The 23,881-nt window shown below is 74.3% G+C and carries 24 protein-coding genes; 14 read left to right on the plus strand and 10 right to left on the minus strand.

What is annotated here, in order from left to right:
* The first annotated feature begins 93 nt into the window (after nucleotides 1–93).
* Together asnB and GA0070613_RS19115 are read left to right on the plus strand one after the other, a co-directional pair.
* A complete protein-coding gene (asnB, locus tag GA0070613_RS19110) occupies nucleotides 94–2,055 on the plus strand; it encodes an asparagine synthase (glutamine-hydrolyzing) (protein ID WP_089013549.1) in 1,962 nt (653 codons plus the stop codon).
* A gap of 226 nt (nucleotides 2,056–2,281) precedes the next feature.
* Nucleotides 2,282–3,214 (plus strand): carbohydrate kinase family protein, encoded by a 933-nt coding sequence (locus GA0070613_RS19115; protein ID WP_089013550.1) that lies wholly within the window; start codon nucleotides 2,282–2,284, stop codon nucleotides 3,212–3,214.
* 237 nt (nucleotides 3,215–3,451) lie between these two features.
* On the opposite strand, the gene GA0070613_RS19120 is transcribed toward GA0070613_RS19115, so the two are convergent.
* Together GA0070613_RS19120 and GA0070613_RS19125 are read right to left on the minus strand one after the other, a co-directional pair.
* Complete coding sequence (locus GA0070613_RS19120) at nucleotides 3,452–4,282, minus strand: MBL fold metallo-hydrolase (RefSeq protein WP_089013551.1); 831 nt, start codon at nucleotides 4,280–4,282, stop codon at nucleotides 3,452–3,454.
* Complete coding sequence (locus tag GA0070613_RS19125; RefSeq protein ID WP_089013552.1) at nucleotides 4,279–4,683, minus strand: thioesterase family protein; 405 nt, start codon at nucleotides 4,681–4,683, stop codon at nucleotides 4,279–4,281. Before GA0070613_RS19125 ends, GA0070613_RS19120 begins: the two co-directional genes overlap by 4 nt.
* 240 nt (nucleotides 4,684–4,923) lie before the next feature.
* On the opposite strand from GA0070613_RS19125, the gene GA0070613_RS19130 reads away from it, so the two are divergent.
* On the plus strand, nucleotides 4,924–6,003 hold the full coding sequence (locus GA0070613_RS19130) for a phosphatase PAP2 family protein (RefSeq protein WP_089013553.1): 1,080 nt from the start codon (nucleotides 4,924–4,926) through the stop codon (nucleotides 6,001–6,003).
* A 114-nt stretch (nucleotides 6,004–6,117) separates the two neighbouring features.
* Here GA0070613_RS19130 and GA0070613_RS19135 read toward each other — a convergent pair whose 3' ends face one another.
* From GA0070613_RS19135 to GA0070613_RS19145, 3 genes are read right to left on the minus strand one after another with little or no spacing between them, the layout of a single operon-like run.
* A complete protein-coding gene (locus tag GA0070613_RS19135; protein WP_408630951.1) occupies nucleotides 6,118–7,782 on the minus strand; it encodes a PH domain-containing protein in 1,665 nt (554 codons plus the stop codon).
* Nucleotides 7,779–8,306: a PH domain-containing protein gene (locus tag GA0070613_RS19140; protein WP_089013554.1), complete on the minus strand. Its 528-nt coding sequence runs from the start codon at nucleotides 8,304–8,306 to the stop codon at nucleotides 7,779–7,781. Before GA0070613_RS19140 ends, GA0070613_RS19135 begins: the two co-directional genes overlap by 4 nt.
* A 22-nt stretch (nucleotides 8,307–8,328) precedes the next feature.
* Entirely contained in the window at nucleotides 8,329–8,559 is a 231-nt protein-coding gene (locus GA0070613_RS19145) for a hypothetical protein (protein ID WP_089013555.1), read from the minus strand.
* A gap of 247 nt (nucleotides 8,560–8,806) precedes the next feature.
* On the opposite strand from GA0070613_RS19145, the gene GA0070613_RS19150 reads away from it, so the two are divergent.
* Genes GA0070613_RS19150 through GA0070613_RS19160 form a run of 3 tightly spaced genes read left to right on the plus strand, consistent with a single transcriptional unit; the run spans nucleotide 8,807 to nucleotide 11,846 of the window.
* Entirely contained in the window at nucleotides 8,807–9,916 is a 1,110-nt protein-coding gene (locus tag GA0070613_RS19150) for an AAA family ATPase (RefSeq protein WP_089013556.1), read from the plus strand.
* Complete coding sequence (locus GA0070613_RS19155; protein ID WP_089016053.1) at nucleotides 9,895–10,899, plus strand: DUF58 domain-containing protein; 1,005 nt, start codon at nucleotides 9,895–9,897, stop codon at nucleotides 10,897–10,899. Before GA0070613_RS19150 ends, GA0070613_RS19155 begins: the two co-directional genes overlap by 22 nt.
* Nucleotides 10,896–11,846, plus strand: a complete 951-nt coding sequence (locus GA0070613_RS19160; protein ID WP_089013557.1) for a VWA domain-containing protein — start codon at nucleotides 10,896–10,898, stop codon at nucleotides 11,844–11,846. The genes GA0070613_RS19155 and GA0070613_RS19160 overlap by 4 nt, the downstream gene beginning before the upstream one ends.
* 73 nt (nucleotides 11,847–11,919) lie before the next feature.
* On the opposite strand, the gene GA0070613_RS32135 is transcribed toward GA0070613_RS19160, so the two are convergent.
* The 3 genes from GA0070613_RS32135 to GA0070613_RS19170 form a co-directional block, all read right to left on the minus strand.
* A complete protein-coding gene (locus GA0070613_RS32135; protein WP_157746385.1) occupies nucleotides 11,920–12,069 on the minus strand; it encodes a hypothetical protein in 150 nt (49 codons plus the stop codon).
* A gap of 363 nt (nucleotides 12,070–12,432) precedes the next feature.
* On the minus strand, nucleotides 12,433–13,095 hold the full coding sequence (locus tag GA0070613_RS19165; protein WP_089013558.1) for a response regulator: 663 nt from the start codon (nucleotides 13,093–13,095) through the stop codon (nucleotides 12,433–12,435).
* A complete protein-coding gene (locus GA0070613_RS19170) occupies nucleotides 13,092–14,321 on the minus strand; it encodes a sensor histidine kinase (protein WP_089013559.1) in 1,230 nt (409 codons plus the stop codon). The genes GA0070613_RS19165 and GA0070613_RS19170 overlap by 4 nt, the downstream gene beginning before the upstream one ends.
* A gap of 155 nt (nucleotides 14,322–14,476) precedes the next feature.
* Between GA0070613_RS19170 and fabG the strand changes: the two genes are divergently transcribed.
* From fabG to GA0070613_RS19190, 4 genes are all read left to right on the plus strand, one after another.
* Nucleotides 14,477–15,181: a beta-ketoacyl-ACP reductase gene (gene fabG / locus GA0070613_RS19175; RefSeq protein ID WP_089013560.1), complete on the plus strand. Its 705-nt coding sequence runs from the start codon at nucleotides 14,477–14,479 to the stop codon at nucleotides 15,179–15,181.
* Between the two features lie 39 nt (nucleotides 15,182–15,220).
* Nucleotides 15,221–15,988: an enoyl-ACP reductase FabI gene (fabI, locus tag GA0070613_RS19180; RefSeq protein WP_089013561.1), complete on the plus strand. Its 768-nt coding sequence runs from the start codon at nucleotides 15,221–15,223 to the stop codon at nucleotides 15,986–15,988.
* 69 nt (nucleotides 15,989–16,057) lie between these two features.
* A complete protein-coding gene (locus tag GA0070613_RS19185) occupies nucleotides 16,058–17,089 on the plus strand; it encodes a ferrochelatase (protein ID WP_089013562.1) in 1,032 nt (343 codons plus the stop codon).
* Nucleotides 17,038–17,904: an HAD-IIA family hydrolase gene (locus GA0070613_RS19190; protein ID WP_172875850.1), complete on the plus strand. Its 867-nt coding sequence runs from the start codon at nucleotides 17,038–17,040 to the stop codon at nucleotides 17,902–17,904. Before GA0070613_RS19185 ends, GA0070613_RS19190 begins: the two co-directional genes overlap by 52 nt.
* A gap of 22 nt (nucleotides 17,905–17,926) precedes the next feature.
* Here GA0070613_RS19190 and GA0070613_RS19195 read toward each other — a convergent pair whose 3' ends face one another.
* On the minus strand, nucleotides 17,927–18,721 hold the full coding sequence (locus GA0070613_RS19195) for a hypothetical protein (protein WP_089013563.1): 795 nt from the start codon (nucleotides 18,719–18,721) through the stop codon (nucleotides 17,927–17,929).
* A 181-nt stretch (nucleotides 18,722–18,902) separates the two neighbouring features.
* Between GA0070613_RS19195 and GA0070613_RS19200 the strand changes: the two genes are divergently transcribed.
* The gene (locus GA0070613_RS19200) at nucleotides 18,903–19,715 is read left to right on the plus strand and encodes a DUF3097 domain-containing protein (protein WP_089013564.1); all 813 of its coding nucleotides are present in this window, start codon (nucleotides 18,903–18,905) and stop codon (nucleotides 19,713–19,715) included.
* Between the two features lie 205 nt (nucleotides 19,716–19,920).
* Here the strand turns inward: GA0070613_RS19200 and GA0070613_RS19205 are convergent, their stop codons facing one another.
* Nucleotides 19,921–21,234 carry a serine hydrolase domain-containing protein gene (locus tag GA0070613_RS19205; RefSeq protein ID WP_089013565.1) on the minus strand — a complete coding sequence of 438 codons (1,314 nt, stop codon included), beginning with the start codon at nucleotides 21,232–21,234 and terminating at the stop codon, nucleotides 19,921–19,923.
* Between the two features lie 94 nt (nucleotides 21,235–21,328).
* Here GA0070613_RS19205 and GA0070613_RS19210 point away from each other — a divergent pair, with 94 nt between their 5' ends.
* The 3 genes from GA0070613_RS19210 to GA0070613_RS19220 all read left to right on the plus strand — a co-directional run bounded on the left by GA0070613_RS19210 (nucleotide 21,329) and on the right by GA0070613_RS19220 (nucleotide 23,864).
* A complete protein-coding gene (locus GA0070613_RS19210; RefSeq protein WP_089013566.1) occupies nucleotides 21,329–21,802 on the plus strand; it encodes an NfeD family protein in 474 nt (157 codons plus the stop codon).
* A gap of 5 nt (nucleotides 21,803–21,807) precedes the next feature.
* The gene (locus GA0070613_RS19215; RefSeq protein ID WP_089013567.1) at nucleotides 21,808–22,914 is read left to right on the plus strand and encodes an SPFH domain-containing protein; all 1,107 of its coding nucleotides are present in this window, start codon (nucleotides 21,808–21,810) and stop codon (nucleotides 22,912–22,914) included.
* A 149-nt stretch (nucleotides 22,915–23,063) separates the two neighbouring features.
* Nucleotides 23,064–23,864: a hypothetical protein gene (locus GA0070613_RS19220; protein ID WP_089013568.1), complete on the plus strand. Its 801-nt coding sequence runs from the start codon at nucleotides 23,064–23,066 to the stop codon at nucleotides 23,862–23,864.
* Nucleotides 23,865–23,881: the final 17 nt, after the last annotated feature.

Here is a 23,881-nt window from a genome sequence, read left to right on the forward strand (position 1 = left end):
TCGTCGCTGGTCCAGACGGTACCGCGCGGACCGCGACGGGAAGAGCCTGCGGTGCCGCGACGTCCGCTCCGGGCGCGTGGAAAGATGACCACCATGTGCGGACTCCTGGCCTTCTTCAGCGCGCGCGGCGACGCCGCCGCCCACCGCGACAACATCGCCGGAGCACTGGAGTGCCTGCACCACCGCGGCCCCGACGAGACGGGGGTCGAGGTGGTCGGCGACGCCTCCGGCCGGTACGCGGACGGGGTGTTCGCGCACAAGCGTCTGGCGATCATCGACGTGGCGCTCAGCCACGAGCCGCTGCCCTACGCGGGCGGCCGCTACCAGCTCACCTTCAACGGCGAGATCTACAACTACATCGAGCTGCGGGACGAGCTGATTCGGGACTTCGGCGCCCAGTTCGCCACGAACGGTGACGGCGAGGTGATCGTCGCCGGGTACCACTACTGGGGCGAGCAGGTGCTCACCCGACTGCGCGGCATGTTCGCCTTCGTCATCTGGGACCGGCAGGAGCGGCGGGCGTTCGGCGCCCGGGACTACTTCGGCATCAAGCCGCTGCACTACCTGGAGACGGCCGACGGCCTCTACCTCGCGTCGGAGAAGAAGGCGCTGCTGCCGTTCGCGCAGTCGGCGTACGCCGGCGACGCCGGGATCGACGCGGCCAACCTGAGCCACTACCTGACCCTCCAGTACGTCCCCGAGCCGGGCACCCTGCACAAGGGGATCAACCGGATCGGGTCGGGGGAGTACCTCACCTGGACGCCGGGCGGCCGGATCGAGGTGCGCCGGTGGTACCGGCCGGTGTTCCGGCCGGCGCCGGTCTCCGACGAGCAGAAGCTCTACCACGAGATCCGGGAGACGCTGCGGGAGAGCGTCCGGATGCACATGCGTTCGGACGTGCCGGTCGGCTCGTTCCTCTCCAGCGGCATCGACTCCACCGCGGTGGTCGCGCTGGCCCGTGAGTTCAACCCGAACATCCTCACCTTCACCGTCGGCTACGACGTGCCGGGCTACTCCGAGATCGACGTCGCCCAGGACTCGGCCCGGCACCTCGACGTGACCACCATCCCGACCAAGATCGGGCCGCAGGACATGATCGACGCGCTGCCGAAGATCGTCTGGCACCTGGACGACCCGGTGGCCGACCCGGCGCTGGTCCCGCTCTACTTCGTGGCGAAGAAGGCCGCCGAGCACGTCACCGTGGTCCTCTCCGGCGAGGGCGCGGACGAGTTCTTCGGCGGTTACACGATCTATCGGGAGCCGCTCTCCCTCAATACGGTCAACGGCCTGCCCGGCGGCGTGCAGAAGGGGCTGCGGGCGGTCTCCAAGGCCATCCCGCAGGGGGTCAAGGGCAAGAGCTTCCTGGAGCGCGGCACCACCCCGATCGAGCAGCGCTACTACGGCAACGCCCGGATGTTCACCGAGGAGGAGAAGCAGCACCTGCTGCGCCGCTACGACCCCTCGGTCCGCTACACCGACGTCACCGAGCCGATCTACGCCGAGTGCATCGAGCTGGACGACGTCACCAAGATGCAGTACGTCGACCTCTACACCTGGCTGCGCGGCGACATCCTGGTCAAGGCCGACCGGATCTCGATGGCGCACTCGCTGGAGGTGCGCGTGCCCTTCCTCGACCGCGAGGTCTTCAACGTCGCGGCCGGCATCCCGGTGGACCTGAAGCTCCCGCCCCGCTCCGACGCCACCAAGTACGCCATGCGCCAGGCGCTGCAGGGCGTGGTGCCGCCGGCCATCGTCAACCGTAAGAAGCTGGGCTTCCCGACCCCGACCCGGGTCTGGCTGCGCGGCGAGATGTACGAGTGGGCCCGGCACGTGCTGGCCACCTCCGGCGCCGGCGACCTGATCGACCTGTCGTACGCGATGCGGCTGCTGGAGGAGCACAAGCGGGAGGAGGCCGACCACTCCCGCAAGGTGTGGACCGTGCTGATCTTCTGCATCTGGCACGCCATCTTCGTCGCCAAGACCCTCGACCCGGGCATCCAGCGCAACCAGTCCGCCCTGCTCACCAAGCCGGTGGTCGGCTCCATGGTCCGCTGACGCCCGGCCGACCCGGGTCTCGCGCTGTTGATCCAGAGGTTTGCGTCTGCGGAGGCGACTCCGGCGGACGCAAACCCTCTGGATCGTTTCAGCGGTGCAGCCCGCCGAACGCCTCCCAGTCGCGCGCCTCGCAGAACGCCCAGTAGGTCAATACGGTCGCTTCGGCGCCCCTGGTGCCGGGGAGTGTGCCAGCCTGGTGCGACAAGATCGGAACGCGGGAGGGGACATGGGGTACGCGGTGGTGCTGGGCGAGGCGCTGGTCGACCTGCTCGACGCCGAGTACGAGGGGCAGCCCGTCTACCGGCAGGCGATCGGTGGCGGCCCGCTCAACGTGGCCGTGGCGGTGGCCCGACTCGGCGGCGACGTCCAGTACGTCGGGTCGCTCGGCGACGACGCGCTCGCCGCCCGGATCCGCGCGTTCCTGGGCGCGGCCGGGGTCGGGCTGACCGGCGCGGTGACCGTACCGGCGCCGACCGCCCTGGCGGTGGCCACCTTCGCCGGCCCCGAACCGGACTTCCGCTTCTACGGCGAGCCGCGGTCGTACGCCCTGCTCACTGCCGACGACCTGGACGTTGCGCTGGTCGAGGGTGCGGATGTGCTCTATTGCGGATCGATCGTGCTGCTCGATCCGCCGGTGCGCGCCGCCGCGCGCCGGGCCTGGTCGATCGCCGGCGCGCTGCGGGTGTTCGACCCGAACGTCCGGCCCCGGCTGCTGGGCAGGCCGGGGGCCCTCGAGCGGCTGCGTGAGGTGGTGGCCGAGTTCGCCGCGAGCGCCCACCTGGTCAAGCTCAGCACCGCCGACGCCGAGGTGCTCTATCCCCGTGAGCCGGTCGAGGGGGTCGCCGCGTACCTGCGCGAGCTGGGCGCGGGGACCGTCGTGGTCACCCTCGGCGCGGCCGGCGCGCTGGTCGCCGCCGGCCCCGACGTGGTACGCGTTCCCGCGCCGAACGTCCGGGCGGTGGACGCCACCGGGGCCGGCGACTCGGCGATGGGCGCCCTCATCGCCGACCTGCTCGTCGACGGCGAGCCCGTGGACCCGGCCGGCTGGCAGCAGCGGGTCGCCTTCGCGCTGCGGGTGGCCGGCCTGGTCTGCGAGTCCCCCGGCGGCGCGGTCTCCATGCCCACCCGCGCCGCGGTGCTGGACCGCTTTCCCTCCTGACCGGCCCCGGGTATCCGGTCAGGGAGTTGTGGCGGTGGACGAGAGCCGCGAAGCCGAACGAGCCGGGAGCCCCACGACACGGCGGCGAGCCCCAGCCCTGACCCGCCCCGCCCCCTGCCCGGCGATCTTGCAGATGGTGCCCGGGCGAAAGCCGCGGAACGGGGTGGATCGCAGGCCCCAACTGCAAGATCGGCGGCGCGGGTGGGGCGCGCGGCGGGGCGAGGTGGGTGGGGTGGGTCAGTCGGTGCCGTTCAGTTCGGCGTAGCCGCGGCGGGCGGCGATCAGGCCGGGGCGGGCGCCGAACGGGGACTCGGCGGCCACCCGTTCGGGCGGGGCGCTGCCGGTGTGGCCGGCGCGGATCATCCAGGCCTGCTCGACGAGCTGGGCGTGCTGGGCGCGGACGAACTCGACGTCGACCGGCTCGCCGTGCCCGGGCACCACCACCGTCGCGGCGGTGGTGAGCCGGAGCAGGTCGGCGACCGCGTCCGGCCACTGCAGCGGGTACGACTCCTCGAAGGCCGGCGGCCCGCTCTGCTCGACCAGGTCACCGGCGACCAGCACGTCCGCGTCGGGCACGTGCACCACCAGGTCGGCGTCGGTGTGCCCGTGCCCCGGGTGGCGCAGCACCACGCGCCGGCCGCCGACGTCCAGCACCGTCTCGGTGTGCACGGTGTGCGTCGGGGCCAACAGCACCGTGTCGGCCAGCTCGGCGGCGAGCGCCGGCCGTTCCTCGCGCGTCTCCTCGTACGCGGCCCGGCGAAGCTGGTCGGGGCGTTCGCGCAGCGCCGCGGCGGCCAGCTCGTGCGCGTACACCGGGCGGGGCGGGTCGGCGGCCAGGGTGGCGTTGCCGAAGCAGTGGTCGAAGTGGTGGTGGGTGTTGACCACGATCCACGGGTGCGGGGTGACCGCCCGGGCCGCGGCGGCCAGCTCGCGCGCCTGGCCCGCGGTGGAGAGGGTGTCCACCAGCAGCGCCGCGCCGTCGCCCACCACCAGCGTCACGTTCACCTGGAGCAGCGGCTCGCGCAGTAGGTGGACGCGGTCGGCGACCTCGACGAAGCGGCTGGTCATGACGCCCGCGAGGCGCGCTCGACGAAGCGCTGCCGGTCGACCAGCACCCGCTCGACCCGTCCCTCGGCGACGGTCTCCCCGCCGTCGGCGACCGTCACCTCGAACAGCAGCCGTCGGCCGTCGACCGTGGCGAGACGGGCCTGCGCGACCACCGTCCGGCCGACCGGCGTGGGAGCCCGGTGGTCCAGCTCGACCCGCAGCCCGACGGTGGTCTGCCCGGCCGGCATCCGGGTGGCGGTCGCGGCCACCGTCGCCGCCTCGGCCAGGGCCAGCACCCGGGGGGTGCCGAGCACCGGCACGTCCCCGGAGCCCACCGCCTGTGCGGTGTCGGCGTCGGTGACGGTCAGCTCGACCCGGGCGGTCAGGCCCGGCGCGAAGGAGGGCTCCGGCGGCTCGTGCATGGTCCCAGCGTAGGTGTTCGCCCGCGGTCCGGGCGACGCCGGGCGACAACCGGCCCATCCCCGAGCCCGGCCCGTCCGAGTCCGTCGACCGCACCCGTCGACCGCACCCGTCGGCCGGGCTCGATGATCAGCGGTCGGGTGCGACGGACCCCCGTCGGCCGTGTCGCTCGCCACCCGGCCCGCGCGACGGGCGGTGGTCGGCGTCGGTCCCTGCGTCGCCCGCCGTTAACCTTGACCGCGATGGCCGTCGTGACAGATCCCCAGCCCCCCGCCCGGACCGGCCCGGCCGCGTCGCCCGACGGCGGGCGACGCCGCGTCACCGCCATGGCGATCTGGGCGGTGGCGTTCGTGGCCGGCTGGTTCGCCATCGGCCTGCCCACCGACCCGGCGTACGCCTTCCTCTGGATCTGGGCGGCCACCATCGCCTGGAACTCCACCCGGCCGTGGCGCAGCCACCTGCGGTTCGCCCGGGACTGGGTCCCGGTGGTGCTGCTCCTCGCCGGGTACAACCTTTCCCGGGGGTTCGCGGACAACGGGGCGACGCCGCACGCGATGGAGCTGATCGTCGCCGACCGGTTCCTGCTCGGCTGGGCCACCGGTGGCGAGGTGCCCACCGTCTGGTTGCAGCAGCACCTGTACCGGCCCGAGGTGCACTGGTGGGACGTGGTGGTCAGCTGGGTCTACTTCTCCCACTTCGTGGTGACCCTGGCCGCCGCCGCGGTGCTCTGGCTGCGCGACCGGACCCGCTGGGCGGCATACATGCGGCGGTGGGCGTTCCTCTGCGCCGCCGGGCTGGTCACCTACTTCCTCTACCCGGCCGCGCCGCCCTGGTGGGCCGCGCAGAACGGTCTGCTCACCGAGGTCGCCCGCATCTCCACCCGGGGCTGGAAGGCGTTCGGCATGCACGGCGCGGGCAACGTGCTCAACGCCGGCCAGATCGCCGCCAACCCGGTGGCCGCGATGCCCTCCCTGCACACCGCGTTCGCCCTCTTCGTCGTGCTGTTCTTCCTCGGAGCCACCCGGCGGCGCTGGTGGCCGCTGCTGCTGGCGTACCCGCTGGCGATGACGTTCACCCTGGTCTACAGCGGCGAGCACTACATGATCGACGTGCTGGTCGGCTGGGCGTACGTCGGGATGACCTTCCTCGTCGTCGCCCTGGCCGAACGCTGGTGGGCGGCCCGGCGGGCGCGGAGCGCGCCCTCGTCGGCGGCGCGGGAGGTCATCGACGGCCCGGCAGCGGCCCCGGCGACCCCCGCCGCCGGCCGGGAAGCGGGACGGGACGCCGCCGCCGACTCCTCGCCGGTGCCGGCCGACCGCTGACGCGGTGCCGGCCGACCGCTGACGGGTCGCCGTCGGGCGGCCCGCCCCTCGGCCGCCGGTGGCGGGCCCGGCCGCCGACGGCACACGGGGCGCGCGGGTGCCCTGATGGCCGGGCTAGGCCCGGGGATCTCCGTCGGCACGGCGGGCGGCGTGCGCCCGCGCGTTCAGCTCGGCCGCCAGTTCCCACGCCTCGGCCACGTCCCGGTCGTGCGCGGCCGCACCGGCCCCACCGGCCGTGTCCGCGTGCACCGTGGCCAGCCGCAGCCGCCGTTGCGCCGGCCCCTGCGTCACCCGCACGCTCTGGATCCGGGCGTACGGGACGATCGCCAACTGCCGGGTGAGCAGGCCGGAGCGGGCGGCGAAAACGCGGTCGTCGAGGCCCACGCCGGTCGCCGACCGGCTCAGCGGACGCAGCCAGCGGGCCCGCCGCGGCGGCCGGGTCAGCGGCAGCGCGGTGAGGCGTACGCCCGGCAGCACCTCCGCCACCACCAGCTCGCCGGTGCGCAGATCGCCGACCGGGAGCAGGCGGTCCGGGCGGTTCCGGTCGTCCGGCTCGGCGCCCGAGTAGCCGGCCACCTCCAGCCGCAGCCGCAGCCAGCCCTTCATCCGCCACAGCAGCGGCCAGGTCACGCCGACGGTCTGCACCCGGTGCAGCGGCACCGTCTGCGCCCGGGTCTCCAGCAGGCCGTTGCGAATGCGCAGCGTGTCCTCGTCCCGGTCCAGCCGGAAGCCCCAGTCGTCGAGGACCCGGCGGACGGGTTGCAGCAGGACGCCCGCCATCGCGGTCAGGGTGCTGGCGACCGCGATGAAGGACCGGGAACCCTCGGAGAGGAACTGCGCCACCACGAAGGCCAGGCCGAACGGGAGCAGGAAGGCCTGCGGGGTGAGCAGTTGGCTGACCAGCAGGTCCGTGTTGCGTACCGTGTGCAGCCAGCGCCCGGCCGGCGCCGGCGCGGCGGCCTGGCCGGCGGCGGGCGCGACGGCCTCCGGCGGGCGGCCGGCAGCGGCCTGGGGCGCGCGGCCGGCGACGGCGAGCAGGCGCTGGCGCAGCGCGGCCGCCTCGGCCACCCCCAGGTACGCCAGCGGCGCCTCGGTCTTGCCCCCGCCCACCACCTCCAGGCGCAGCTCCGCGAGCCCGGTGAGCTGGGCCAGCAGCGGGCGGACCAGCTCCACGGCCTGCAACCGTTCCAGCGGGATGGCCCGGGTACGCCGCCAGATCAGCCCCTCGTGCACCCGCAACTCCCGGCCGACGATGTGGTAGCCGGTGTTGTACCAGCTGACCACGGCCAGCACGGTGGCGCCGAGGGCGAGCACCGCGGCCATTGCGGCGAACCAGCCGAAGCCGACCCGGGAGAGCGTGGACCAGGAGAGACCGGCGATCACCACCACCAGCGACTTGGCGCCGTGCAGCACGGGACTCAACGGGTGCAGCCGCTGCCGGGGCTCCTCGCCGGGCGGGGCAGCGACGCCCGGCACGCCCGGCCAGCCGTGCCCGGGCCAGCCTTGCCCGACCGTCCCCGGCACCGGCGCCCCGGGCTGCGGCGCGGCCGGCCAGTGGGCCGGCCCGGGGGTGCCGGGTGGTCCGGCCGGCCAGGGCGGCTGGGCGGGGTGGGGGGTTGCAGGTCGCGGGGCCGCCGGCCAGGGCGGCTGGGCGGGGTCGTGGGCGGCGGGTCGCGGCGCGTGCGGCCAGGGTGGCGGGGCGGGGCCGGCGGGCGGCGGGGCCGGCTCGGGATCGGGTTGCGGCGCGTCGGGCCGCGGGTCGGCCGGACCGTCGCTCACAGGCCCTCCGCCCGGTCCTCGCCGAGCGCGGTCAGCCGGTCGCGCAGCCGGGAGGCCTCCGCCGGCGGCAGCCCGGGCACCCGCGCGTCGCTCGCTGCCGCGGCCGTGTGCAGCTGCACGGTGGCCAGGTCGAACGCCCGCTCCAGCGGCCCGGCGCTGACGTCGACGAACTGCATCCGCGAGTACGGGACGATGGAGAGCCGCCGGACCAGCAGCCCGTGCCGGACCAGCAGGTCGTGCTCCCGCTCGGCGTACCCCCAGGCGTGCACCGCCCGGACGATCGCGACCACCCGCCAGCCGGCCAGCAGGACGATCACGCCGAGGGCGGCGCCGAAGAGCCAGTGCCCGCTGAACGCCCAGCCGAGGCCGAGCCCGATCAGCAGAACGGCCAGCAGCACGCCGAGCCGGATCAGCTCCACCCAGATCAGGTCGTGGGAGATCGGCTGCCAGCGGACGGTGTCCGGCCACGGCTCCAGCGGGCCGGCCGGGGCCGACGGCGGCCCGGCGAGGTCGTCACCGTTCACCGGGGTGATCCGCTGCGCTCACTCACCCTTCGAGGGTAGGCGATCCGGCCACCGCCGCCACCTCGCGCAGGAAGCCACGTGCATCGAGAAACGCGCCGAGCGATTCGCGGTGCTCGGGACAGGCCAGCCACGTCTTGCGCCGGTCGGGGTCGTGCAGGCGGGGATTGTTCCAGCGCAGCGCCCAGGCGGCCGGAGCGCGACAACCGCGTGCCGAACAGATCGGCGCCTCTTCGGCAGGGCGGGAAGTGGTCATCGGGGCGAGTCTAGGCCGCGCTCCGGGAAGTTTTAGCGCCGGGCGGCCACGGGGGGAGCCGCCCGGCGACGGGGTGAATCGTACACACGCCGTACCCCTTCCTGTCCACCCGTGTTCAGGGTTTTCCGGGCCACGGGACGGCGTGGCGAAAATCGTCCTCTCGCACCCTCGGCTCTCAGCCGGGCATGACAGTCTTGATACGCATCACGCCGCGACGACCGACGACCGACCATGCTGTGGAGGACCGGTGGCCCAGCCGACCACGCCCGACGCCCCGACCCCGACCGAGGCCCTGCCGGACGCGCCCCCGCCGGTCAGCACGACTCCGGCCGAGGACGCCACCCTGCTGGAACGCGCCCTGTTCGAGATCAAGCGGGTGATCGTCGGTCAGGACCGGATGGTCGAGCGGATGTTCGTCGCCCTGCTGGCCCGGGGGCACTGCCTGCTCGAGGGGGTGCCCGGGGTGGCGAAGACCCTCGCCGTGGAGACCCTCGCCAAGGTGGTGGGCGGCTCCTTCGCCCGGGTCCAGTTCACCCCCGACCTGGTCCCCGCCGACATCGTGGGCACCCGGATCTACCGCCAGTCCAGCGAGAAGTTCGACGTCGAGCTGGGCCCCGTCTTCGTGAACTTCCTGCTGGCCGACGAGATCAACCGGGCGCCGGCCAAGGTGCAGTCGGCGCTGCTGGAGGTGATGAGCGAGCGCCAGGTCTCCATCGGCGGCGAGACCCACCGGGTGCCCGACCCGTTCCTGGTGATGGCGACGCAGAACCCGATCGAGCAGGAGGGCGTCTATCCGCTGCCGGAGGCGCAGCGCGACCGCTTCCTGATGAAGGTCCTGGTCGGCTACCCGACCGACGCCGAGGAGCGGGAGATCGTCTACCGGATGGGCGTCGCCCCGCCCGAGCCGACGCCGGTGTTCAGCACGCCCGACCTGATCGCCCTCCAGCGCAAGGCCGACCAGGTCTTCGTGCACAACGCGCTGGTCGATTACGCGGTCCGGCTGGTGCTGGCCACCCGCGCCCCGGCCGAGCACGGCATGCCGGACGTCGCGCAGCTCATCCAGTACGGCGCCAGCCCGCGCGCCTCGCTCGGGCTGGTCCGGGCCAGCCGGGCGCTGGCCCTGCTGCGCGGCCGGGACTACGCCCTGCCGCAGGACGTGCAGGACATCGCCCCGGACATCCTGCGCCACCGGCTGGTGCTCAGCTACGACGCGCTCGCCGACGACGTCCCCGCCGACCACATCGTGCACCGGGTGATGTCCACCATCCCGCTGCCCGCCGTCGCGCCCCGGCAGCAGGCCACCCCGCCGCCACCGGTTGCCCCGGCCGGCGCGGGCTGGCCCGGGCAGCGGCCGTGACCCCACCCACCCACCTGCCGGCCGGGGCCGGCGCGGAGCGCAGCGGCGCGGTGCTGTCCCGGTTGCAACTGCTGGTCACCCGCAAGCTCGACGGCCTGCTCCAGGGCGACTACGCCGGGCTGCTGCCCGGGCCGGGCAGCGAGGCGGGGGAGTCCCGCGAGTACCGCCCCGGCGACGACGTACGCCGGATGGACTGGCCGGTCACCGCGCGGACCACGATGCCGCACGTCCGGCGTACGGTGGCCGACCGGGAGCTGGAGACCTGGCTGGCGGTGGACCTCTCGGCGAGCCTGGACTTCGGCACCGGCCGGTGGCTAAAGCGCGACGTGGTGGTCGCCGCGGCGGCCGCCCTGGCCCACCTGACGGTACGCGGCGGCAACCGGATCGGGGCGGTGGTCGGCACCGGCGCCCCGGCGCCCCCGCGGGCCGGCCGGTGGCGGGGCGCCCCCCCGGCGGCCGGGCCGGGGACGCTGCGCCGGCTGCCCGCCCGGGCCGGCCGCAAGGAGGCGCAGGGCCTGCTCCGGGCGATCGCCGAGGCGGAGATCCAGCCCGGGCGCAGCGACCTCGGGGCGCTGGTCGACATGCTCAACCGGCCGCCGCGCCGACGCGGTGTGGCGGTGGTCATCTCCGACTTCCTGGCACCGCCGCAGCAGTGGGGCCGGCCGATCCGTAAGCTGCGGGTCCGGCACGACGTGCTGGCGATCGAGGTGGTGGACCCGCGCGAGCTGGAGCTGCCCGACGTGGGGGTGCTGCCCGTGGTCGACCCGGAGACGGGGGAGCTGCACGAGGTGCAGACCGCCGACCCGCGGCTGCGCCGCCGGTACGCCGACGCGGCCGCCGCCCAGCGGGCGGCGATCGCCGCGGAGCTGCGCGCCGCGGGCGCGGCCCACCTGCGGCTGCGTACGGACCGAGACTGGCTGCTGGACATGGTGCGCTTCGTGGCCGCGCAGCGGCACGCCCGCACCCGAGGGACGACACGATGATCCGTTTTCTGCAACCGTGGTGGCTGCTGGCCGTGCTGCCGGTGCTCGCCCTTGCCGCCGCGTACGTCTGGCGGCAGCTGCACCGCCGGGCGTACGCGATGCGGTTCACCAACGTGGACCTGCTGCGGACCCTCGCGCCGAAGGGGCTGGGCTGGCGGCGGCACGCGGCGGCCACCGCGTTCCTGCTCTGCCTGCTCGTGCTCGCCACCGCGCTGGCCCGGCCGGCGATGGACACCAAGGAGCCCCTGGAGCGGGCCACCGTCATGCTCGCCATCGACGTGTCGCTGTCGATGCAGGCCGACGACGTGGCGCCGAACCGGCTGGAGGCGGCCCAGGAGGCGGCCAAGCAGTTCGTCGGGGAGCTGCCGGAGAACTACAACCTCGGGTTGGTCTCCTTCGCCAAGTCGGCGAACGTGCTGGTCTCGCCGACCAAGGACCGGGAGGCGGTGACCACCGCCATCGACGGACTGGTGCTGGCCGAGTCGACGGCCACCGGGGAGGCGGTGTTCACCTGCCTGGAGGCCATCCGTTCGGTGCCGGCCGACGGCGCGGCGGGCATCCCGCCGGCCCGGATCGTGCTGCTCTCCGACGGGTACCGCACCTCGGGGCGGTCGGTGGAGGAGGCCGCCGCGGCGGCCCAGGCGGCGAACGTCCCGGTCTCCACGATCGCGTTCGGCACCGACTCGGGGCAGGTGGAGATCGGCGGCCAGCCGCAGCGGGTGCCGGTGGACCGGATGGCTCTCGCGCAGCTCGCGGAAACCACCGAGGGGTTCTTCTACGAGGCCGCCTCGGTCAGCGAGCTGAAGCAGGTCTACCAGGACATGGGCAGCTCGATCGGGTTCCGGACCGAGCCGCGCGAGATCACCCAGTGGTACGCGGGAATCGCGCTGCTCCTCGCCCTCTGCGCGGGTGGGCTGAGCCTGCTCTGGTCGTCGCGCCTGTTCTGAGCGGGCGCGGCGGCCGGCGACGACCACAGCGGGACGACACGTGTCGCTCGCCGCGGCCGACAGCCGGCGGTGGTCAGTGACCGCCGCCGGCCAGGACGAAGAGGACGGCCACCCAGACGGCGGCGAGGGTGAAGCCCAGCGGGGCGACGTAACGGCTCATGGACAGGCTCCGGTGGCGGCTGGCGGTCCGCGACGGGACCGCAGGGGCAGGCAGGACGCGCACACGAAGTCGTGACCGGGGGGCTCCCCGCGGCCGGCCCGGGTCGGGGCGGCGCAGCACGCTCACCCCGGCCGGGGCCGAGGGTCACGCGGGGGGAGCGGGAGCTGGGTCAGCTCGCCAGACTGAGTCGTGGCTCAGCGGGGCTGACGTTCGGCCCGGCCACGACTGGGAGGATCGCTATCTCGCACAGCGATCACCTCCTGCGGTCGGCGGGGCCCGGAACGCGGGTGATCCACCACCCGCAAACGTGGATGATCGTACACCCGGCGCGCCGGCGCGCCGCACTCGGCCGACCGGCCCCCACCCGCCCCACCGGAGGGTCATCCGGCTCCGGTCCGGCGAGCCGCCGGTCAGCCGCCTCGGGGGTTACTCCCCGGGGGCCACCAGACCCGTCTCGTACGCGATGACCACCGCCTGGGCACGGTCGCGGAGCTGGAGCTTGGCCAGGATCCGCCCGACGTGGGTCTTCACGGTCTGCTCTGCGACCACCAGGTCGGCGGCGATCTCCGCGTTGGAGCGACCCCGGGCGATGAGGCGCAGCACCTCGGTCTCCCGGGGGGTCAGCCCGGCCAGGTCGGTCGGGCGGGGCCGGCGGTGCCCGGGACGGGCGGCGAACTCGGCGATCAGCCGGCGGGTCACGGTCGGGGCGAGCAGGGCCTCCCCGGCCGCGACCACCCGGACCGCGTGCACCAGGTCGGCGGCGGGGGCGTCCTTGAGCAGGAAGCCGCTGGCCCCGGCGCGCAGCGCCTCATAGACGTAGTCGTCCAGGTCGAAGGTGGTGAGGATGAGCACCCGGGGGCGGTCGGCCCGGCGGTCGCCGAGCAGCTGGCGGGTCGCCGCGAGCCCGTCCAGCACCGGCATCCGGACGTCCATCAGCACCACGTCCGGGTCCAGCCGGCGGGCCGCCTCGACCGCCGCCGCACCGTCGGCGGCGTCGCCCACCACGAGCAGGTCCGGCTGGGCGGCCAGCAGCGCGCCGAAGCCCTGCCGGACCATCGCCTGGTCGTCGGCGATCAGCACCCGGATCATCCGTCCCCGTCCTCCCCGTCGTACGGCAGCAGCGCGTCGACGACGTACCCTCCACCGTCGGCCGGCCCGGCGGCGAACGTACCGCCCAGCGCGAGGGCCCGTTCGCGCATCCCGGCCAGCCCGTGCCCGGCGCCCCGCTCGGCCGCCGTCGCGTCCCCGCCGCCGGCGGCGTTCTCGACCCGTACCGCCAGGGCGTGCCGGCCCGGACGGACGCTGACCCGCACTGCGGCCCCCGCCGCGTGCCGGGCCGCGTTCGCCAGCCCCTCCTGGACGATCCGGTAGGCGGCCAGCCCGGCCGGCGCGGGCGTTCCGCCGGCCGGCGCCGGCGCGTCCAGGGTGACCGCCAGGCCGGCCCGGCGGGCGGCGTCCACCATCGCCGGGAGGTCCGCCAGGCCGGGCTGCGGGGCCGTCTCCGGACCGGTGGACTCGCTGCGCAGCACGCCCAGCAGGCGGCGCATGTCGGTCAGCGCCTCGCGGGCCGAGCCGGCGATGGCGGCGAACTCGGCGCGAGCGCCGTCCGGCACGTCGGCGAGGCGGTACGGCGCGGTCTCCGCCTGCACGGCGATCATCGACATGTGGTGGGCCACCACGTCGTGCAGCTCCCGGGCGATCCGGGTGCGCTCCTCCAGCACCGCCCGGCGCTCCTGCTCCCGCTCGCTGAGCGCGGTCTGCGCGGCCAGCGCCCGGCGGGAGAGCCGGTTGCCGCGCACCAGGTCGCCGAGCACCAGCAGCGTCAGGACCAGCACCAGGACGCCGACCCGGTGGTCGCGGTCGACCAGCGCGACCACCGGCACCATGGTGAGCAGGCCCACCCAGACCAGCACCCGACGGTCCACCCGGGCCGCCACCACCGCCAGCACCAGCAGCGACCCGAGCACCAGCACCGGGTTCCACGGCCAGGCGGCGTCGGGCGGGGCGTTGAAGGTGCAGGTGGCCAGCGCCACGATGGTGAGCCGCCAGGCCAGCAGGGGACGCCGGGGCAGGGCGAGCAGCGGCGCGACGGTCAGCGCCGCGAACAGGATCGGCACGATCCCGGGCAGGTGCCGGTCGGTCTCCGTGGCCAGGGTGGCGGCGAAGAGACCGACCAACACGAGCAGGCCGACCGGCCCGGCGTACGGGGCCAGCCGGGGCCAGCGGTCCAGCGGTGGTCGGACGGGCGGGACGTCCGGCCCGGCGACGGCACGCCGCAGCGCCCGCCACCAGGTCCTGACACGGGCTTCCTCCATCAGCGGCAGCGTACGGACCGGCCGCCGCGACGTCGTCCCGCCACGGGACGAGCCCGGGCGTCACACCCCGGTGTGACCTGGCCGCGTTAGCGCTTACCTACCGGTAACCCCTAGGCTCCGACCGACGCAGAGATCCGCTGAGCAGAGGGGGACCCGTGGCCCGTACCGTGCTGGTGACCGGCGGAAACCGGGGGATCGGCCTGGCCATCGCGCAGGCCTTCGCCAAGCAGGGCGACCGGGTGGCGGTCACCCACCGCAGCGGCGACGCCCCGGCGGGGTTGTTCGGCGTGAAGTGCGACGTCACCGACTACGCCTCCGTCGACGCGGCCTTCAGCACCGTCGAGGCCGAGCTGGGCCCGGTCGAGGTGCTGGTGGCCAACGCCGGCATCACCGACGACACGCTGCTGATGCGGATGTCCGAGGAGCAGTTCACCGGGGTGCTGGACACCAACCTGACCGGCGCGTTCCGCTGCGCCAAGCGGGCCTCGGCGAAGATGCTCCGGGCGAAGTGGGGCCGGATGATCTTCATCTCCTCGGTGGTCGGCCTCTACGGCAGCGCCGGCCAGGTCAACTACGCGGCCAGCAAGGCCGGCCTGGTGGGCGTGGCCCGCTCGATCACCCGGGAGCTGGGCAGCCGCAACATCACCGCGAACGTGGTCGCGCCCGGCTTCATCGCCACCGACATGACCGCCGCGTTGCCCGAGGAGCGCCGCACCGAGTACCGCAAGGCCATCCCGGCCGGCCGGTTCGCCGAGCCGGACGAGGTCGCCGGGGTCGTCACCTGGCTGGCCTCGGACGCGGCCGGCTACATCTCCGGCGCCGTCATCCCGGTCGACGGCGGCCTGGGCATGGGCCACTGAGCCACCCGTCCCGAGAAGAACGCACGGAGGAACCTCTCGATGTCTGGACTGCTCGCCGGTAAGCGGCTGCTTGTCACCGGCGTCATCACCGACGCCTCGATCGCCTTCTCGGTGGCGAAGCTCGCCCAGGAGAACGGCGCCCAGGTCGTGCTCACCGGCTACGGCCGGCTCTCCCTGGTCGAGCGGATCGCCAGGCGGCTGCCCGAGCCGGCCCCGGTGATCGAGCTCGACGTGACCAACCCGGAGCACCTCGCCGGCCTCGCCGACAAGGTCCGCGAGCACGTGGACGGCCTGGACGGGGTGGTGCACTCGATCGGCTTCGCCCCGCAGAGCTGCCTCGGCGGCGGCTTCCTCGACGCCCCCTGGGAGGACGTGGCGACCGCGTTGCAGGTCTCCACCTTCTCCTACAAGTCCCTGGCGATCGCGGCGCTGCCGCTGATGTCAGCGGGCGGCGCGGTGGTCGGCCTCACCTTCGACGCCACCAAGGCCTGGCCGGTGTACGACTGGATGGGCGTGGCCAAGGCCGGGCTGGAGTCCGCCTCCCGCTACCTGGCGCTGCACCTGGGCAAGCAGGGCATCCGCAGCAACCTGGTCGCGGCCGGACCGCTGCGGACCATCGCCGCCAAGTCCATCCCCGGCTTCGACCAGTTCGAGGACGCCTGGGCCGACCGCGCCCCGCTGGGCTGGAACCTCACCGACCAGGAGCCGGCCGCGCGGGCCTGCCTGGCGCTGCTGTCGGACTGGTTCCCGGCCACCACCGGCGAGATCGTCCACGTCGACGGCGGCTACCACGCGATCGGCGCCTGAGGCGGCCGCGAAACCCGAGCGTCCGGGGTCGTCGTCGGCCCGTCACGGCCGTCGGGGGAGAATGTCGCCATGGCGTACGACGCGTTGGTGCTGGTCTCCTTCGGCGGTCCGGAGCGGCCCGAGGACGTGCTGCCCTTCCTCCAGAACGTGACCCGGGGGCGGGGCGTGCCGCCGGAGCGGCTGGCGGAGGTCGTCGAGCACTACCTGCACTTCGGCGGGGTCTCCCCGATCAACCAGCAGTGCCGGGAGCTGCTCGCCGCGATCCGCGACGACTTCGCCGCCAACGGCGTCGACCTGCCGGTCTACTGGGGCAACCGGAACTGGGACCCGATGCTCGCCGACACCGTGGCGCAGATGCGCGACGACGGGGTCGAGCGGGCGCTCGCCTTCGTCACCAGCGCGTACGGCGGCTACTCCTCCTGCCGGCAGTACCAGGAGGACATCGCCGCGGCCCGGGCCGCTGTCGGCCCGGACGCCCCGGTGATCGAGAAGCTGCGGCAGTTCTGGGACCACCCCGGCTTCGTCGAGCCGCACGCCGACGCGGTGCGTACCGCGCTGGCGCAGCTCGACCCGGCGAAGCGCGACACCACCCGAGTGGTCTTCACCGCGCACTCCGTCCCGACGTCGATGGCCGCCACCGCCGGCCCGAACGGCGGCCGGTACACCGCGCAGCTCGCGGAGACCGCCCGGCTGGTGCACGCCGCCGCCGCCCCGGACCTGCCGTACGACCTGGTCTGGCAGAGCCGGTCCGGGCCGCCGCAGGTGCCGTGGCTGGAGCCGGACATCAACGACCACCTGGCCAGCCTCGCCAAGTCCGGCGTGACCGGTGTGGTGGTCAGTCCGATCGGCTTCGTCTCCGACCACCTCGAGGTGGTCTGGGACCTCGACACCGAGGCGCTGGAGACGGCCAGGCAGCTCGGCCTGGACTTCGTCCGGGCCGGCACCCCGGGCACCGACCCGCGCTTCGTGGCCATGGTCCGCGAGCTGGTGCGTGAGCGCACCGAGCCAGACGGGGAGCGACTGCGCCGCCGCCTCGGCGAGCTGCCCATGTGGGACACCTGCCCGACGCCGTGCTGCGTGCCCCCGGCCCGCCCCCGGTGAGCCCGACCCACCTCCGACACCCCCTGGGACGACACATGCATGACCGCAAGCCGGTGCAGAGCTGGCTCACCGACATGGACGGCGTGCTGGTGCACGAGGGCCAGCCGGTGCCTGGCGCACCCGAGTTCATCAAGCGGCTCCGTGCCTCCGGCAAGCCGTTCCTGGTCCTCACCAACAACTCGATCTACACCCCGCGGGACCTCCAGGCCCGGCTGGTCCGGATGGGGCTGGACGTGCCGGAGGAGGCGATCTGGTCGTCGGCGTTGGCCACCGCCCAGTTCCTGGCCGACCAGCGCCCGGGTGGCACCGCGTACGTGATCGGGGAGGCCGGGCTGACCACGGCCCTGCACGCGGTCGGGTACGTGCTCAGCGACTTCGCCCCGGACTACGTGGTGCTGGGGGAGACCCGCACCTACAGCTTCGAGGCGATCACCAAGGCGGTCCGGCTGATCAACGATGGGGCCCGGTTCATCTGCACCAACCCGGACGTGACGGGCCCCTCGGTGGAGGGCGCGCTGCCGGCGGCCGGCTCGGTGGCGGCGATGATCTCCAAGGCGACCGGGGTGGAACCCTACTTCGTGGGCAAGCCCAACCCGATGATGATGCGTTCGGCGCTGAACACCATCGAGGCGCACTCCGAGACCACCGCGATGATCGGCGACCGGATGGACACCGACATCCTCTGCGGGCTGGAGGCGGGGCTGGAGACGATCCTGGTGCTGACCGGGATCAGCAGCCGCGCCGAGGCGGAGCGTTATCCGTACCGGCCGTCCCGGATCGTCGACTCGGTGGCGGATCTGCTCGACGAGATCTGACCCCGCGCGCCCGGCTGCGCCCTCAGGGGCGCAGCGGGGCGTTGCAGGCGGCGACCAGGGCCTGCCGGCAGGCGGTGGTGAGCGGGCGCAGCGCGGCGTCGCGCTGCTGGGCCTCGTAGTTGTTCATCGCCCCGCCCGGCGCGCTGTGCCCGGCGAGGGCGAGCACCCGGTCCAGCACGGCCGCCCGGGCGAAGAGCCGCCGGGCCCGCGGGTCGAAGCCGGGTGGCAGATCGGTGGCGCCGTCCGGGCGGCGCAGCGCGGCGAGGGCCCCGGCCAGTTCCGGTCGCCACTGGGCGACGTCGAGGCGGGTCAGCGCGGCGGTGGTCTCCGCGAGCGCGGCGGCCAGCTCCGCCTCCGCCTCGGCCGCGCCGGGCGCGGCGATCGACGCGGCCGGCGCGTTCGAGGGCAGCGGGTACACCCGCCAGAGCACGGTCTCCCAGGTCATCCCCGAGCCCGAGGTGTGGCTGCGCACCTGCGGGATCAGCCCGAGCCCGCCGGCGACCACGGCCTCCCCGGCGAGCAGCGCCGCGCCGGCGAAGTCACCGGGGCCGGGCAGGCCGCGCGGGTCGCCCGGCGCGGGCAGCACCAGCCTGATCTCGTCGGGGGAGAGCTTGGCCAGGGTGGGCAGGGCCTCCCGCAGCGGGACGTCGGTCCAGGTGCCGGGGGCGTCCGCGACCAGGTGCTCCTCGTCGCCGGCGATCGAGTCGGCGACCTCGTCGAAGGGCACCAGGCCGGCGCGCCAGGCGCGCACCCAGGCGACGAACCGGCTGGACCGGCGCGGAGCCAGCGTGGCCGCGCCCGTGGCGGGGAGGGACATGCCGAAAGGGTACGTGCTCGCCGCCGCCCCTGTCTCGACTGCCGCTCCGGCCGCGTAGCCTGCCCCGAACTGCCTTCTTCGCCCCTTTTGGCGGGCCGGCGGCATCCCTCGTCGGGCCCGGCCGGCGTACCGGCGGCGCGTCGCCGGGCGGCGCGCCGGACCGCCGGTTAGCGTGATCCACATGGCGGGGCGATACGACGGGGACGTGCTGGCAGGGGACTGGCGACGGCGGAAGGTCACCCCCGAGGTGGACGCCGAGCCGGACCTGGTGGTCGAGGACGCCGACTCCGGGTTCTGCGGCGCGGTGGTCGGCTTCGAGGCCGGCGCGGTGGTGCTGCAGGACCGGCACGGCCGGCGGCGCAACTTCCCGCTGCTGCCGGCGGCCTTCCTGCTCGACGGTCGGCCGGTGACGCTGCGCCGGCCGGCCCGCGCCCCGGTGCCGGCGGCCCGACGGCGCACCGCTTCCGGCTCGATCGCGGTCGACAACGTCCGCGCGCAGGTCGCCAAGGCCAGCCGGATCTGGGTCGAGGGCGTGCACGACGCCGCGCTGGTGGAGCGGATCTGGGGCGACGACCTGCGGATCGAGGGCGTGGTGGTGGAACCGCTCGACGGCATCGACGCCCTCGACGCCGAGGTGAGGGACTTCGCCCCCGGCCCGGGCCGGCGGCTCGGCGTGCTCGTCGACCACCTGGTGTCCGGCTCGAAGGAGAGCCGGATCGTGGCCCGGGTCTCCTCGCCGCACGTGCTGGTCACCGGGCACCCGTACGTCGACGTGTGGCAGGCGGTCAAGCCGGCGGCGCTCGGCATCGCGGCCTGGCCGGTGGTGCCGCCCGGACGGCCCTGGAAGGAGGGCGTCTGCGCGGCCCTCGGGGTGGCCGAGCCGGCGGAGATGTGGCGGCGCATCCTGTCCCGGGTCGACAGCTTCGCCGACGTGGAGACGCCGTTGATCAACGCGATGGAACGGCTGATCGACTTCGTCACCGAACCTGTGTGATTCGTCCGTTGCGGTCAGGGCCGGAGGCGGGCTCGGCGGTCCGGTCGCGGTCGGGAGTGGGAATGGTCTTCGGGGCGCTACGGACCTGATGACGTCGATGATTCATGAGTCTGATCCATTGGCGTCCTCCGGTCCGGTCCGGTCCGGTCCGGTCCGGTCCGGTCCGGTCCGGTCCGGTCGGGCTCGGCTCGGCTCGGGCGGCGGGTCAGGGTTCCTGGTCGGGGGTGCGGGTGAAGAGGAAGGTGGCGATGTCGAGGGCGACCGGACGGCCCTCCTCGTCCCGGAGGACGGTGAGGATCTCCCCGTCCTGGCCGCCGGAGCGGCCCCGCCAGCGGTCCGGGCCCTCCGGGGCGAACCGGAGCACCGGCTGACCGACCGGGCCGGCCAGCAGGTCGCCGGAGCCGTCGGGACGCACCTCGTACTCGGCGCCCATCCACCACCAGCGGCCGGTCAGCTCGGCCAGCCCGGCCGGCGGCGCTTCGGCCGGGCGCCACGGCTGCACCGGTGCCGGCTCGGCGTCCAGCACGAGGGTGAGGATCTGCCGGGCCAGCCCGACGATGTGGTGCCCGCCGCGCAGGCCGTACGAGTTGGCGAAGTCGACCACGGCGGTGCGGCTGGGCCGGTGGACCGCCAGCCCGGCGATGTACCCGGGCATCGAGCCGCCGTGGCCCAGGTACACCCGGTCGCCGACCCGGTAGAGCTCCACGCCGAGGCCGTGCCCGCCGGTCCACGAGTCCAGGTCGCTGATCACCACCGGCGCGCACATCGCGGCCAGCGTCGCCGGGGCCAGCACCTCAGGCGCCGGGTCGGCCAGGAACGCGGCCCAGCGGGCCAGGTCCTCGACGGTGGACCAGAGCTGACCGGCGGGGGCCATCGCTCCGGTGTCGGTACGCGGCTCCTCCCGCAGGGTGTCGTGCCAGGGGTGCACGACGTAGCCCCGGGCGTACGGCTCGGTGGCGTGGTAGGTGGTCCGGCGCATGCCGAGCGGTTCGAGGACCCGTTCGCGGAGCAGGTCGTACCAGGGCGTGCCGGTGATCCGTTCGAGCGCCCCGCCGAGCAGCCCGTACGCCAGGTTGGAGTAGTGGTAGACGTGGTGCGGCGGGTAGGCGATCTTGTCCGGGGTCAGCCCGGCGACCAGGGTGGTCAGGTCGACGCCCTCGGTCCGCTCCCACCAGGACCCGTCCGGCTCCCGCTGCAGGCCGCTGGCGTGCCCGAGCAGTTGGCGCAGGGTGAGCGCGCCGACCGGGGTGCCGGGCAGGTGCCGCTCCAACCGGTCGTCCAGGGCGAGCCGGCCGGCGTCCCGCTGCTGCATGACGAGCACGGCGGTCATCGTCTTGCTGATCGAGCCGATCCGGTACTGCCGGTCGGCGTCCGGCCGGGGGTGCTCGCCGGCGACCGCGAGGTGCGCGAGGGTCCCGTCCCGGACCACCCCGACGGCGAGCGAGGGCGCCCGGCCCTCCGCCTGGGCCCGGCTGACCAGGGCGTCGACCTGTCGGGCGGTGTCGGGCAGCAGGGGCACGTTGTTCTCCTCGCTCGGCGGGGCATCGGGTGCCGCAGAGCTTACTGATCATCGCGGGACGCCGGTGCGTGCTTCGACGTGTCACGATTGCTACGTGGACGCCGTGGTGTGGATCGTGTTGGGTGTGGTACTGGCGGTCGCCGAGATCTTCACGACGACGCTCTTCCTGATCATGTTCGCGGCCGGGGCGTTCGCCGCCGCCGGCGCCGCCGCGCTCGGTGCCCCCGTGGCGCTGCAGGCGTTGGTCTTCGCGGTGGTCTCCGCGCTCTCGGTGGCGGTGGTCCGGCCGGTCATCTGGCGGCACGCCCAGTCCGCGCTGGAGAGCGGCGACCAGCCGTTCGGCGTGGAGGCGATCGAGGGCTCCACCGCGCTGGTGCTGGAGCGGGTGGACGCCGAGCACGGCATGGTCAAGATCGACGGCGAGTTGTGGAGCGCCCGCTCGTACGACGTGACGCAGCGCTTCGAGCCTGGTGAGCGGGTGCAGGTGATCAAGGTCCGGGGCGCCACCGCCCTGGTCTGGCACGACGACATTTCCCACCCCGGTGAGCTTCCCGAAGCGAAAAGGTGAACGGTATGGACATTGCATTGGTGCTGTTGGCCGCCGTGGCGTTGATCGTCGTGGTGACGCTGGTCAAGGCGGTGCGGATCGTGCCGCAGCAGCGCCAGGACGTGGTCGAACGGCTCGGTAGGTACAAGCGCACCCTCAACCCCGGACTCAATCTGCTGGTCCCCTTCGTCGACGCGGTGCGCACCAAGGTCGACATGCGGGAGCAGGTGGTCAGCTTCCCGCCGCAGCCCGTGATCACCTCGGACAACCTCGTCGTCTCGATCGACACGGTGCTCTACTTCAAGGTGGTCGACGCGGTCCGGGCGACCTACGAGATCTCGAGCTTCCTCCAGGCCATCGAGCAGCTCACCGTCACCACGCTGCGCAACGTGATCGGCTCGCTGGACCTGGAGCGCGCGCTGACCAGCCGGGATGAGATCAACCGGCACCTCTCCGGGGTGCTGGACGAGACCACCGGCCGGTGGGGCATCAAGGTCACCCGGGTCGAGATCAAGGCGATCGAGCCGCCGGCGAGCATCCGCGACTCGATGGAGAAGCAGATGCGCGCCGAGCGGGACCGCCGGGCGGCGATCCTCACGGCCGAGGGTCACAAGCAGTCGCAGATCCTCACCGCCGAGGGTGAGAAGCAGTCCGCCGTGCTCCGCGCCGACGGTGACCGGCAGGCCCGGATCCTCCAGGCGGAGGGCCAGGCGAAGGCGATCCGGACGGTCTTCGACGCCATCCACCAGGCCAACCCGAGTCAGAAGGTGCTCGCGTACCAGTACCTCCAGGCCCTGCCGCAGATCGCCAACGGCACCGCCAACAAGGTCTGGATCATCCCGGCCGAGCTGACCAAGGCTCTCGAGGGGATGGGCGGCGCGCTGGGCGGTCTGAGCCAGATGGTGGGTGACCTCCCGGCGCCGGAGGCGGCCGACCACGCGAGCCAGGTCGAGCGCGAGGCCGCGGAGGCGGCGCAGGCCGCCGCCGCTGCGGCCCAGCAGATCCACGACGAGGTGCGCGTCGCCGAGGCGCAGGCCACCGGCGGTGCGAAGCCGCAGGGGCTGCCCGCGCCGGAGCCGGTCTCCCCGGAGAGCCTGCTCAACGACCCCGCGGACCGGCGCGAGCGGGGCTGATCCGGCCGCCGCCCGACTCCGGCGGCAAATGCGAGAAACGCTCATACGGCGCCCCGGCGCCTGCCACGATCGGTCTGAGGACGGGTGGTGAGCAGGAGCCGGGGCGCCGTACGCGTCCCGCGCCGCCCGCAGGCGGAGCGAGGTGACGCATGAAGGATCCGGCGAACAGTCTGTGGTCCAGGGAGCCGGTCCCCGGCGACCACGATCCCGCCGGTCCGCTGGGCAGCCGGCGTACCGGGGGTGGGTTCGGGGTGCTGCCGTTCGTCTCCGACCCCGGAGCGGCCGCCCCGGCCACCAACGCGAGCTGGGCCTGGTCGGTACGGCGGTTCGCCCGCGCGGCGGTCTGGCTGCTGCCCGCGTACGCGATCCTCTACGGCGCGGTGGCGATGGCCAGCGACGGCGGCGTGGGCAACGACCCCTACCCGGCCGACGGCCGGCAGCTCTACCTGGTGGGCTGGGTCGCCGCGGTCTGGCTCGGCCTGCTCGCCCTGCTGGCCCTGACCGGCCTGCTCGCCGCCACCCGCTGTCGCCGGGTCGCCGCGGCCGGGCTGCTGGTCAGCATCGCCGGCACGGTGCTGATGCTGCCGTTCGCCGGGCTGGCCGAGCAGACGCCCGTCTTCGGCACCACCGCGCGGAGCCTGGTCCTGGTCGGGGCCACCTGTTACACCCTGGGGTGGTTCCTCACCGGGTGGTCGGTCGCCCGGTCCGGGATGTTCAGCTACGGCGACGGGGTCATGCTGATGATCGCCGCCCCGCTGCTCGGCCTCGGTGGCGCGCTGATCGGCTCGTTGCAGACGTTCGGCGCGCTCTTCGTGCTGGTCTCCGGCATCGGCATCGGTTACCGCTCGGGTCGCCTGGTGCCCGCCGCCATCGCCCGGGACGCCGCCACCGCCAGCGTCTCCACCCCGACCGCGCCCGGATCCTCCCCGAACGGCCCCCTCCCCACCTGATGACCAGCCCGTAGCTG

It is taken from the genome of Micromonospora inositola (assembly GCF_900090285.1).
Lineage (GTDB): Bacteria > Actinomycetota > Actinomycetes > Mycobacteriales > Micromonosporaceae > Micromonospora > Micromonospora inositola.

What these genes read in the sequence shown, in the direction of transcription:
- GA0070613_RS19220 (WP_089013568.1), top strand. Translation starts at nt 23,064, where the DNA reads ATGAAGGATCCGGCGAACAGTCTGTGGTCCAGGGAGCCGGTCCCCGGC.
- asnB (WP_089013549.1), top strand. Translation starts at nt 94, where the DNA reads ATGTGCGGACTCCTGGCCTTCTTCAGCGCGCGCGGCGACGCCGCCGCC.
- GA0070613_RS19195 (WP_089013563.1), bottom strand. Translation starts at nt 18,721, where the DNA reads ATGTCCCTCCCCGCCACGGGCGCGGCCACGCTGGCTCCGCGCCGGTCC.
- GA0070613_RS19165 (WP_089013558.1), bottom strand. Translation starts at nt 13,095, where the DNA reads ATGATCCGGGTGCTGATCGCCGACGACCAGGCGATGGTCCGGCAGGGC.
- GA0070613_RS19120 (WP_089013551.1), bottom strand. Translation starts at nt 4,282, where the DNA reads ATGACCAGCCGCTTCGTCGAGGTCGCCGACCGCGTCCACCTACTGCGC.
- GA0070613_RS19200 (WP_089013564.1), top strand. Translation starts at nt 18,903, where the DNA reads ATGGCGGGGCGATACGACGGGGACGTGCTGGCAGGGGACTGGCGACGG.
- GA0070613_RS19170 (WP_089013559.1), bottom strand. Translation starts at nt 14,321, where the DNA reads ATGGAGGAAGCCCGTGTCAGGACCTGGTGGCGGGCGCTGCGGCGTGCC.
- GA0070613_RS19215 (WP_089013567.1), top strand. Translation starts at nt 21,808, where the DNA reads ATGGACATTGCATTGGTGCTGTTGGCCGCCGTGGCGTTGATCGTCGTG.
- fabI (WP_089013561.1), top strand. Translation starts at nt 15,221, where the DNA reads ATGTCTGGACTGCTCGCCGGTAAGCGGCTGCTTGTCACCGGCGTCATC.
- GA0070613_RS19185 (WP_089013562.1), top strand. Translation starts at nt 16,058, where the DNA reads ATGGCGTACGACGCGTTGGTGCTGGTCTCCTTCGGCGGTCCGGAGCGG.
- GA0070613_RS19130 (WP_089013553.1), top strand. Translation starts at nt 4,924, where the DNA reads ATGGCCGTCGTGACAGATCCCCAGCCCCCCGCCCGGACCGGCCCGGCC.
- GA0070613_RS19160 (WP_089013557.1), top strand. Translation starts at nt 10,896, where the DNA reads ATGATCCGTTTTCTGCAACCGTGGTGGCTGCTGGCCGTGCTGCCGGTG.
- GA0070613_RS19125 (WP_089013552.1), bottom strand. Translation starts at nt 4,683, where the DNA reads ATGCACGAGCCGCCGGAGCCCTCCTTCGCGCCGGGCCTGACCGCCCGG.
- GA0070613_RS19115 (WP_089013550.1), top strand. Translation starts at nt 2,282, where the DNA reads ATGGGGTACGCGGTGGTGCTGGGCGAGGCGCTGGTCGACCTGCTCGAC.
- GA0070613_RS19145 (WP_089013555.1), bottom strand. Translation starts at nt 8,559, where the DNA reads ATGACCACTTCCCGCCCTGCCGAAGAGGCGCCGATCTGTTCGGCACGC.